The organism is Mycobacterium sp. NGS45, assembly GCF_059812645.1.
Map to the genome: position 1 here is coordinate 1 of NZ_JCALDB010000040.1, position 11077 is coordinate 11077.

At 68.7% G+C, this 11077-nt stretch carries 7 protein-coding genes and 2 pseudogenes; all 9 read left to right on the plus strand.

Going from position 1 to position 11077, the window contains the following annotated elements; genetic code table 11:
• A pseudogene (locus tag AC5Y3P_RS21910) lies at window positions 1-194 on the plus strand (type VII secretion protein EsxS); the annotation flags it as partial.
• A gap of 14 nt (window positions 195-208) precedes the next feature.
• On the plus strand, window positions 209-496 hold the full coding sequence (locus tag AC5Y3P_RS21915; protein WP_500048045.1) for a WXG100 family type VII secretion target: 288 nt from the start codon (window positions 209-211) through the stop codon (window positions 494-496).
• Between the two features lie 87 nt (window positions 497-583).
• Window positions 584-1483, plus strand: coding sequence for a class I SAM-dependent methyltransferase (locus tag AC5Y3P_RS21920; RefSeq protein WP_500048046.1), 900 nt, complete (start codon window positions 584-586; stop codon window positions 1481-1483).
• 264 nt (window positions 1484-1747) lie between these two features.
• The gene (eccA, locus tag AC5Y3P_RS21925; RefSeq protein ID WP_500048047.1) at window positions 1748-3580 is read left to right on the plus strand and encodes a type VII secretion AAA-ATPase EccA; all 1833 of its coding nucleotides are present in this window, start codon (window positions 1748-1750) and stop codon (window positions 3578-3580) included.
• Entirely contained in the window at window positions 3577-5196 is a 1620-nt protein-coding gene (gene eccB, locus AC5Y3P_RS21930; RefSeq protein ID WP_500048048.1) for a type VII secretion protein EccB, read from the plus strand. Before eccA ends, eccB begins: the two co-directional genes overlap by 4 nt.
• Entirely contained in the window at window positions 5193-9155 is a 3963-nt protein-coding gene (eccCa, locus tag AC5Y3P_RS21935; RefSeq protein WP_500048049.1) for a type VII secretion protein EccCa, read from the plus strand. Before eccB ends, eccCa begins: the two co-directional genes overlap by 4 nt.
• Window positions 9156-9180: 25 nt before the next feature.
• Window positions 9181-9492: a PE family protein gene (locus AC5Y3P_RS21940; protein ID WP_500048050.1), complete on the plus strand. Its 312-nt coding sequence runs from the start codon at window positions 9181-9183 to the stop codon at window positions 9490-9492.
• A gap of 2 nt (window positions 9493-9494) precedes the next feature.
• The gene (locus AC5Y3P_RS21945; protein ID WP_500048051.1) at window positions 9495-10955 is read left to right on the plus strand and encodes a PPE family protein; all 1461 of its coding nucleotides are present in this window, start codon (window positions 9495-9497) and stop codon (window positions 10953-10955) included.
• Between the two features lie 22 nt (window positions 10956-10977).
• Window positions 10978-11077: pseudogene (gene esxG, locus AC5Y3P_RS21950) on the plus strand (type VII secretion system protein EsxG); the annotation flags it as partial.

Sequence of the window (11077 nt, forward strand, 5' to 3'; positions counted from 1 at the left end):
AGGCGGCGTTGTCGGCGCAGGCGTTTCATGTCGGTGAGGCGGCGGCGGCGTTTCAGGGGTCGCATGCCCGGTTTGTGGCGATGGCTGCGCGGGTGAATGCGTTGCTGGACATGGCGCAGGTGAATCTGGCGGATGCGGGTTCGACGTATGTCGCAGCAGACGCGGCGGCGGCGTCCGGTTACACCGGGGTTTAGGGAGGATTTGTCTGATGTCGCAGATTATGTACAACTACCCGGCGATGTTGGCCCATGCCGGGGAGATGAATGGGTATGCGGGCACGTTGCAGGCGGTGGGTGCTGATATCGCCAGTGAGCAGGCGGCGTTGCAGGCGGCGTGGCAGGGCGATACGGGTATGACGTATCAGGCGTGGCAGGTGCAGTGGAATCAGGTGATGGAGGAGTTGGTGCGGGCGTATCACGCGATGGCGACCACGCATGAGACCAACACCATGATGATGAACGCTCGCGACACCGCCGAAGCCGCCAAGTGGGGCTGACGGCGCGACGCACTTGCGCGGTTGCGACCGCGTCCAGCGGAAATTCCGCGCTGATCACTCCGGCGTAGGGTCACTGGAATGCCTTTAATGCGTAGTGACGGTGACAGCTGGGATATCACCACAAGCGTCGGCTCGACAGCCCTGTTCGTAGCCACCGCCCGGGCGCTGGAAGCCCGTAAACCCGATCCGGCAGCAGTCGATCCGTATGCGGAGCTGTTCTGTCGTGCGGCCGGCGGGGAGTCCGAAGCAGTGCTGGAGGGCAATCTGCCCGATCATGAATTGCTGACCAGCGACTTCGGTGAGCACTTCGTCAACTTCCAGGGTGCGCGCACCCGCTACTTCGACGACTTCTTCCGCGGCGTCAGCGATGCCGGCATCACCCAGGTGGTGTTTCTGGCGGCCGGGTTGGACTCCCGCGCCTACCGGCTGGACTGGCCCGATGGCACGACCATCTTCGAACTGGACCAGCCCCAGGTACTCGCCTTCAAGAGCTACGTGCTGTCTCAGCGCGGTATCCGGTCAACCGCGGAACGGCGCGAGGTCGCCGTCGATCTGCGCGAGGACTGGCCGCAGGCGCTGCGCGACGCCGGCTTCGACCCGGCTCGACCTTCGGCATGGATCGCCGAAGGTCTGTTGATCTACCTTCCGGCTGAGGCGCAGGATCAGCTGTTCACCGGAATCGACGGGCTGGCCGCCCCTGGCAGTCGGGTCGCGGTCGAGGACGGCGCTCCGATGCCCGACGAGGCTTTCGACGCCGCGGTGGAAGCCGAAGTGGCGGCCGGCGATGACAGCCGCAATTTTCATCGGCTGGTCTACAACGAGCGCTGCGCGCCGGCCGACGAGTGGTTCGGCGCACGCGGCTGGGACGCGGTCGCCACACCCTTGGCGGACTGCCTACGTGAACTGGACCGTCCGGTCCCGGGGCCGGGCACCCAGGCCGGTCAGATGATCCTGCGGAACTCACTGGTCCGGGCGGTCAAGAGGTAGGTGATGCCGGCGCTGCCGGCCGCTGTCGTCAAGGAGCCCCCCATGGGGTAACGTGCCAACAATCGAAAATGATTTTCAATAAGGAGCGGGAATGAGCTGGACCGATGTCGGCGCCTGCGCGCCGGGTCTACCTGCTACTGGAGGCCGAGCCGCGGTGATGGAGACCACTCGGCGATCGTCTCTACCGACCTCGACAGTTAGCTTATGCAATGCTAACTTCAGCCGAGTTGGCTTGGGGATTTCGGGTGAAGGGGCGAGTTACGCATGAACAACGGTGATGCGGCTCTGCTCGCACCCCAGGCCCGAGTCGACGAGGAGACCCTCAGCCGGTTCGCCACCTGCTGCCGCGCCCTGGGCATCCCGGTCTACCAGCGGCAACGGCCTGCCGATCTGGATGCGGCCCGCGCCGGCTTCGCGGCGCTGACCCGGGTCGCACACGAGCAGTGCGACGCGTGGACCGGCTTGGCCGCCGCCGGCGACCAGTCGCCGCGGGTGCTGGCCGCCGTCTCGCAGACGGCCGCCACCGCCGGAGCCCTGCAGCGCCGGCTCGACCTGAAAGCGGGTGCTCTCGGCTTCCAGTACGACACCGGGCTGTACCTGAAGTTCCGCGCCACCGAGGCCGACGACTTCCACCTGGCCCACGCCGCCCAGCTGGCGATGGCGGGCCGCTGCGCCGAGGCGAACGAGATCGTCGCCGAGATCACCGAGCGCCGTCCCGCCTGGAACGACGCCCAGTGGCTGGCGATCTCGGTGAACCACCACGCCGGACGGTGGTCGGACATGGTCAAACTGCTGACCCCGATCGTCAACGACCCCGACCGCGACGAGCTGTTCACCCACGCCGCCAAGATCGCGCTGGGAATCGCCTTGGCACGCCTGGGGATGTACGCGCCGGCGCTGTCCTACCTGGAGGAGCCGGAGGGCCCGATCGCGGTCGCCGCCACCGACGGCGGATTGGCCAAGGGCCTGATCCTGCGGGCGCAGGGCGACGACGAGACGGCCGAGGAGGTGCTGCAGGACCTCTATGCCGCCAATCCGGAGGACGAGCAGGTCCAGCATGCTCTGCTGGACCACAGCTTCGGGATCGTCACCACCACCGCGGCCCGCATCGAGGCTCGCACCGACCCGTGGGACCTCGAGACCGAGCCGAGTGCCGAGGACTTCGTCGACCCGGCCGCCCACGAACGCAAGGCCGAGCTGCTGGCCGAGGCCGAACGCGAACTCGGCGAGTTCATCGGCCTGTCCGAGGTCAAGAACCAGGTGCAGCGACTCAAGAGCTCGGTGGCCATGGAGGTGGTGCGTAAGCAGCACGGGCTGGCCGTCGGCCAGCGCACCCACCACCTTGTGTTCGCCGGCCCGCCCGGGACCGGTAAGACCACCATCGCCCGCGTGGTCGCCAAGATCTACTGCGGCCTGGGGCTGCTGAAGAAGGAGAACATCAAAGAGGTGCACCGTGCCGACCTGATCGGTCAGCACATCGGTGAGACGGAGGCCAAGACCAACGCCATCATCGACAGTGCACTCGACGGTGTGCTGTTCCTCGACGAGGCCTACGCACTGGTGGCCACCGGCGCCAAGAACGACTTCGGCCTGGTCGCCATCGACACCCTGCTGGCGCGGATGGAGAACGACCGTGACCGGCTGGTGGTGATCGTCGCGGGTTACCGCGCCGACCTGGACCGGTTCCTGGACACCAACGAAGGTCTGCGGTCCCGTTTCACCCGCAGCATCGACTTCCCGTCCTACCAGCCGCCCGAGCTGGTCGAGATCGCCCACAAGATGGCCGAGCAGCGCGACAGCCGCTTCGAGAAGACCGCGCTCGAGGAGATGGAGGCGCTGTTCGGCCAGCTGGCCGCCGCATCTCACCCGGATGCGAACGGGATCGCCCGCCGCAGCCTGGACATCGCCGGCAACGGCCGATTCGTGCGAAACCTGGTCGAACGCTCTGAGGAGGAGCGCGAGTTCCGGCTCGACCACTCCGAGCAGTCCGGTACCGGCGTCTTCACCGATGAGGAGCTCATGACCATCACGACCGAAGACGTCCGTTACTCGGTGGCGCCGTTGCTGCGTGGCCTGGGACTGGAGGCCAACGCATGAGCGGTCAGCTCGACCGATCGGATGACGAACGGCGTTCCTTCGCGTCCCGCACCCCGGTCAACGAAAATCCCGACCGGGTCGAATACCGGCGCGGGTTCGTCACCAAGCATCAGGTGAGCGGTTGGCGGTTCGTGATGCGGCGGATCGCCTCGGGCGTGGCCCTGCACGACACCCGCATGCTGGTGGAGCCGTTGCGCTCGCAAGCGCGGGCGGTGCTGATGGGTCTGCTGGTGCTGGCCACGGTGGCCGGTGGCTGCTTCGTGTTCACCCTGATCTGGCCCAACGGCGCGGCCGCCAACGACCCGGTGCTGTCGGACAAGTCCACTTCCGCGTTGTACGTGCGGGTGGGTGACCAACTGCACCCGGTACTGAACCTGACCTCCGCACGGCTGATCGTCGGCCGTCCGGTCAATCCGACTTCAGTGAAAAGCGCTGCGCTGGACAAGATTCCGCGCGGCAACCTGATCGGTATTCCCGGCGCCCCGGAGCGGATGGTGCAGAACGACGGCCACGACGCGGACTGGACGGTCTGCGACTCGGTGGCCGGCTCCACCGCCGGAGTCACGGTGATCGGCGGGCCGCTGGCCGACGGCGGTTCCCGCGCCGGCGCGCTCGGTGGCCAGCAGGCGGTGCTGACCGACAACGGTGCCGGTGCCTGGCTGCTGTGGAACGGCAAACGCAGCCGGATCGATCTCGGCGACCGGGCCATCACCGGCGCGCTGGGCCTCAGCGAGCGGGGCGCGGCTGTTCCCCACCCGCGTTCGATCGCGACCGGGCTGTTCAACAGCGTTCCCGAGGCGCCCGCACTGACCGCGCCGATGATCCCCGGTGCCGGTAACAAGCCGTCGTTCGAGCTGCGGCCCGACGTGCCGGTGGGCGCGGTCGTGTCGGCGCACTCCCTGGAGGGCAACTCGGAGGGCACCGTCCAGTACTACGCGGTGCTGGCGGACGGCTTGCAGCCGATCTCGGAGGTGGTGGCTGCGGTGTTGCGCAACACCGATTCGCACGGGCTGGACCGGCCGCCGCTGCTGGCCGCCGATGACATCGCCCGGCTGCCGGTGTCGCACGGTCTGGACGTCTCCCGCTTCCCCGAGCGGCCGGTCAGCCTCACCGACGCGGTCTCCGCCCCGGTCACCTGCGCGCACTGGAGCAGGCCGGCCGGTGCCAGCACCAGTTCGCTGACCCTGCTGTCAGGTTCGTCGCTGCCGCTGCGCGAGGGCGTGCGCACCCTGGACCTGGTCGGTGCCGGAGTCGGCGGGACCGCCGCCCGGGTGGCGCTGAGTCCGGGCACCGGATACTTCGTGCAGAGCGTCAGCAGCGACCCCACGGCGGATCCGTCAGCGGGCCCGCTGTTCTGGATTTCCGACACCGGTGTGCGCTACGGCGTCAACACCGAGGCCGGCGTAAACGGTGGCGACGGTGACACCGTCTCGGCGCTCGGTTTGAACCGGCCGGCGGTGCCGATTCCGTGGTCGGTGTTGTCGCAGTTCGCCCTTGGTCCGACGTTGTCGCGCGCGGATGCCCTGTTGGCTCATGACGGGTTGGCGCCGGATCAGCGGCCCGCGCGTCGCGTCAGCAGCGAACTGGGTGCATCGAACGGGGGAGAGACCCGATGAGTCGTTTGATTTTCGAGGCGCGTCGCCGCCTGCCGGTGCCGCCGATGGACAAGGGCACCATCACCATCGAGCCGCCGCCGGAGTTGCCGCGGTTGGTTCCGGCGTCGTTTTTGCAGCGGGCGTTGCCGGTGGTGATCGTCATCCTGATCGTGGGCATGGTGATCGCGATGGTCGCCACCGGGATGCGGTTGATCTCCCCGGTGATGCTGTTCTTCCCCTTCGCGCTGTTGGTGGCCGCGGCCGGCATCTATCGCGGTGGCGACAAGAAGGCCCGCACTGTCGAGGTCGACGCCGAGCGGGCCGACTACCTGCGCTACCTGTCGGTGGTGCGCGACAACATCCGGGGCGCCGCGGCAAAGCAGCGGATGGCTGCCGAGTGGTCGCACCCCGACCCGTCGGATCTGGCAGCCGTGCCGGGCTCGCGTCGACAGTGGGAACGCGACCCGCATGACGAGGACTTCCTGGTGCTGCGCACCGGGCGGCACTCGGTGCCGCTGGCCAGTGCGGTGCGGGTCACCGACACCGCAGACGAGATCGACCTGGAGCCGGTGTCGCACAGCGCATTACGCAGCCTGCTCGACACTCAGCGCACGGTGCGCGACGTACCCGTCGGTGTGGATCTGACGAAGGTGTCGCGTGTCACCGTGCTCGGCGACGGCGAGGAAGCCGCCGACGATGTGCGTGCCGCGCTGCGTGCCTGGGTGGCCCAATCGGTCACCTGGCATGACCCGACCGTGCTGGGGGTGGCATTGGCCTCCCAGGAGCTGGAGTCCTCGGCTTGGTCGTGGCTGAAATGGTTGCCGCACGTTGACATCCCGGGTTCTGTCGACGGTGTCGGCCCGGCCCGGTACCTGGCCACCGGTGCGCAGGAGCTGGCCGCGCTGCTGGCTCCGGTGCTGGCAGACCGGCCGGCGTTCACCGGCGGACCGGCCGAGACCTCGCGGCACCTGCTGGTCATCATCGACGATCCCGACTTCGACGTCGCGGCGTCACCGCTGGGCGCGGCGCGCGCCGGGGTCACCATCGTGCAGCGCAGCAGCGTGGCCCCGCATCGTGAGCAGTATCCCGATCCGGAACGGCCGATCCTGCGAATCAGCGCGGGCGGCAAGACGATTGATCGCTGGCAGACCGGCGGCTGGCAGAGCTACATCGACGACGCCGACAGCCTCGGCGCCGATGAGGCGGCGCACCTGGCGCGGCGGCTGTCGCGCTGGGACTCCAACCCGACACACGTCGGGCTGCGCTCGGCCAGCACCCGCGGTGCCACCTTCGGCACCCTGTTGGGCATCCCCGACGCCTCGCGTCTGGACGTGCCGGCATTGTGGGCGCCTCGCAACCGCGACGAGGAGCTGCGGGTTCCGATCGGGGTCACCGCGACCGGCGAACCGCTGATCTTCGACCTCAAGGACGAGGCCGAGGGCGGCATGGGCCCGCACGGGTTGATGATCGGTATGACCGGCTCCGGCAAGTCGCAGACGCTGATGTCGATCCTGCTGTCGTTGCTCACCACGCATTCCGCGGATCGGCTGATCGTGATCTACGCCGACTTCAAGGGCGAGGCCGGCGCGGACATCTTCCGGCACTTCCCGCAGGTCGTCGCGGTCATCTCGAACATGGCCGAGAAGAAGTCGCTGGCGGACCGATTCGCCGACACGCTGCGCGGTGAGGTGGCCCGACGTGAGCTGCTGCTGCGTGAGGCCGGCCGGCAGGTCCAAGGCAGCGCGTTCAACTCGGTGACCGAGTACGAGGCCGCGATCGCCGCCGGTCATGACCTGGCACCGATCCCGACGCTGTTCATCGTCGCCGACGAGTTCACCCTGATGCTCGCCGATCACCCGGAGTACGCCGAACTGTTCGACTACGTTGCGCGTAAGGGACGGTCGTTCCGAATCCACATCCTGTTCGCATCACAGACTCTGGATGTGGGCAAGATCAAGGACATCGACAAGAACACGTCGTACCGGATCGGGCTGAAGGTCGCCTCGCCGAGCGTGTCTCGTCAGATCATCGGGGTCGAGGACGCCTACCACATCGAATCCGGCAAGGAACACAAAGGCGAAGGCTTCCTGGTGCCCGCACCGGGAGCGGCGCCGATCAAGTTCCGCAGCACCTACGTCGACGGCATCTACGACCCGCCGCGGCAGTCCAAAGCCGTGGTGATGCATGCGATTCCGGAACCCAAGCTGTTCACCGCCGGTCCGGTCGCCTCCGGCGAGGAGACCACCGTGGTGGCCGAACCCGATGACGAGGCACTGGGTCCGCCGCGCAAGCTGATCGCCACGATCGGCGACCAGCTGGCCAACTACGGTCCGCAGGCCCCGCAGCTGTGGCTGCCTCCGCTGGACGAGCCGATTCCGCTGGTGGCGACGCTGGCCCAGGCCGGCATCGGCGAGCGGCAGTTGCGCTGGCCGCTGGGTGAGATCGACAAGCCGTTCGACATGCGCCGCGACCCGCTGGTGTTCGACGCCCGCTCGGCCAGTGGCAACATGCTGATCCACGGTGGGCCCAAATCCGGGAAAACCACTGCGCTGCAGACGTTCATCATGTCGGCGGCCAGCCTGCACTCGCCTCGCGAGGTCACCTTCTACTGCCTGGACTACGGCGGCGGCCAGCTGCGTGGACTGCAGGACCTGGCGCACGTGGGCAGCGTGGCATCCGGGCTGGAGCCCGAGCGGATCCGCCGCACGTTCGGCGAACTGGAGCAGTTGCTGACCGCCCGCCAACAGCGCGAGGCGTTCCGCGACGGCAGCATCGGCTCGCTGAACGACGGCTACGGCGAGGTCTTCCTGGTCATCGACAACCTGTATGCCTTCAGCCGGGACAACACCGACGCGTTCAACACCCGTAATCCGTTGCTGGCCAAGGTGACCGAGCTAGTCAACGTCGGCCTCGCCTACGGCATCCACGTGGTGGTGACCACCCCGAGCTGGCTCGAGGTGCCGCTGGCGATGCGCGACGGACTCGGGCTGCGCCTGGAACTGAAGCTGCACGACCCGCGGGACAGCAACGTGCGGGTGGCCGGGGCGCTGACCCGCCCGGCCGAGGCCGTGCCGGCCAACCAGCCCGGCCGCGGTCTGACCATGGCCGCCGAGCACTTCTTGATCGCGCAACCCGATCTGGACCAGATCGCCGAGATCAACGCCCGGCACCCCGGTCTGGCCGCCCCGCCGGTGCGGCTGCTGCCGACCAACCTCGCCCCCGAAGAGGTCGGGACGCTGTGGCCGGCGCCGGAGCGGCTCGTCATCGGTGTGCGCGAAGAGGACCTGGCACCCGTCGAGGTCGACTTCACCACCAACCCGCTGGTGATGGTGCTCGGGGACAGTAAGTCGGGCAAGACCACGCTGCTGCGGCACATCATTCGCACCGTGCGGGAGAACAGCACCGCCGACGAGGTGGCGTTCACGGTGCTCGATCGCCGACTGCACCTGGTCGACGAACCGCTGTTCCCCGACAACGAGTACACCGCCAACATCGACCGGGTGATCCCGGCGATGCTGGGACTCTCGGCGCTGATCGGTTCGCGCCGGCCACCGGCCGGGCTGTCGGCCGCGGATCTGGCGGGGTGGAGCTACGAGGGCCACACCCACTACCTGATCATCGACGACGTCGACGCCATCCCGGACTCCCCGGCCTTGACCGGTCCGTACGCGGGCCAGCGGCCGTGGACGAACCTGATCGGGTTGCTGTCCCAGGCGGGCGATCTCGGGTTGCGAGTGGTCGTCACCGGCCGGGCCACCGGCTCGGCGCATGCGCTGATGACCAACCCGTTGCTGCGTCGCCTCAACGACCTGCAGGCCACCACCTTGATGCTGTCCGGCAACCCCGCAGACAGCGGCAAGATCCGCGGCCAACGCTTCGGACGCCTTCCGGCAGGCCGCGCCATGCTGCTCGGCGACACCGACGAACCCACCTACCTCCAACTGGTCAATCCGTTGTTCAGCGAGAGCCTGACGCGCTGATGCGCACGCGAAAGGAGCAAATGTCATGACCCTCAATGTGCTTCCCGAAGGTCTGGCCGCCGCCAGTGCAGCAGTGGAGGCGTTGACCGCCCGTCTGGCGGCAGCGCAGGCCAGTGCCGCCCCGCTGATCACCGCGGTGGTTCCGCCGGCCGCCGACCCGGTGTCGCTGCAGACCGCCGCCGGTTTCAGCGCCCAGGGCACCGAGCACGCCGCGGTGGCCGCCCAAGGCACCACCGAACTGGGCCGCGCCGGGGTAGGCGTCGGCGAGTCCGCCGTGAACTACGCCGTCGGTGACGCCGCGGGCGCCTCGAGGTACGGCCTGGGGTCGCACGGCTGATGATCGCCTCCCCGGTCTGGATCGCCTCCCCTCCGGAGGTGCATTCAGCATTGCTGAGCAGCGGCCCCGGTCCGGGTCCGTTGTTGACGGCTGCCGGGGTGTGGAATGCGCTGAGCGTCGAGTACGCCTCGGTGGCAGACGAGCTGACCGCGCTGCTGGGCGCCGTGCAGAGCGGCGCATGGCAGGGCCCCAGCGCCGAGCAGTATCTGGCGGCCCATGCGCCGTATCTGGCGTGGCTGGCCCAGGCCAGCGCGGACAGCGCCGGTGTTGCCGCGCAGCACGAGGTGGCCGCCACCGCCTACACCACCGCGCTGGCGTCGATGCCGACGCTGGCCGAACTCGCGGCCAACCACATGACGCACGGGGTGCTGGTTGCCACCAACTTCTTCGGCATCAACACGATCCCGATCGCACTCAACGAGGCCGACTACGTGCGGATGTGGGTCCAGGCGGCCACCACCATGAGCACCTACCACGCGGTGTCCGGTGCGGCACTGGCGTCGGCGCCGCGCGCGGTGCAGGCGCCACCGGTGCTCAAGGCCGAGGCCGCGCAGCCGGCCGCGGACTCGTCGTCGGACATCGGGGACTTCTTCACCCGGCTGTGGGATCAGCTCGTCCAGTTCTTCACCGACCCGATCGGGGTGATCCGCGAGATCCTCAGTAGCCCCGGCGCTCTGGTCACCTGGTTCCCGCTGCTGTTCTTCATCGCCTACGAGGCGTTCTTCATCCCGTTCGGCTGGACCTTCTGGTCGCTGTTGTTCGCCAGCGCGGCCCTGCTGCCGATTCTGCTCGGGGTGGGGCTGGGCTACCTCGCCGACCTGTTTGGCGGTGACCTGGCTCCCGACGGCGACCTGAAGCCGGTACCGGTGGGCGTCGCCCCGGCGGGCGACCGGACAGCCCCGGTGGTGGCCGGTTTCAGCCCGAGCGTCGCCACCCCCGCGGCGGGCAGCGTTCCGGCCACATCGGCGGCGCCGGCGCCTGCGGCGGCGGCCGCACCGGGCGGGGCGATCGGCTTCGGATACCTGGTCGCCGGGGCCGACCCCGGCACCGGATTGGGGCCGACACTCACCGACCGCAACAAGGCTCAAGCACCGGCCTCGCGGGTGCCTGCGGCAGCGGCGGCGGTGGGCGTCTCGGCCCGGGAACGGTCGCGGGCGCGCCGGCGCCGGCGCGCGGTGCTGCACGACCACGCAGACGAGTTCATGGACATGGACTCAGGTCCCGCGTCCGGTCCGAACGAAGAACCGGCGGCCACGGCCGCCGCGACGGGTTCGGATCGCGGCGCCGGGGCGCTCGGATTCACCGGGACGGTGGGCAAGCGGACGGCCGGTACGGCATCCGGGTTGACCACCCTGACCGGTGACGGGTTCGGCGGCGGGCCCAGCGTGCCCATGCTGCCCGACACCTGGAGCGAAAACGAACATGGCGACTCCGCACCGGAGTCGGAATCGGAACCGAAGTAGTAGTCAGGAAAGGAGTGCGGGGATGAGTTTGTTGGATGCGCATATTCCGCAGTTGGTTGCCTCGGAGTCGGCGTTTGGTGCCAAGGCGGCGTTGATGCGGTCGACGATGGCGCAGGCGGAGC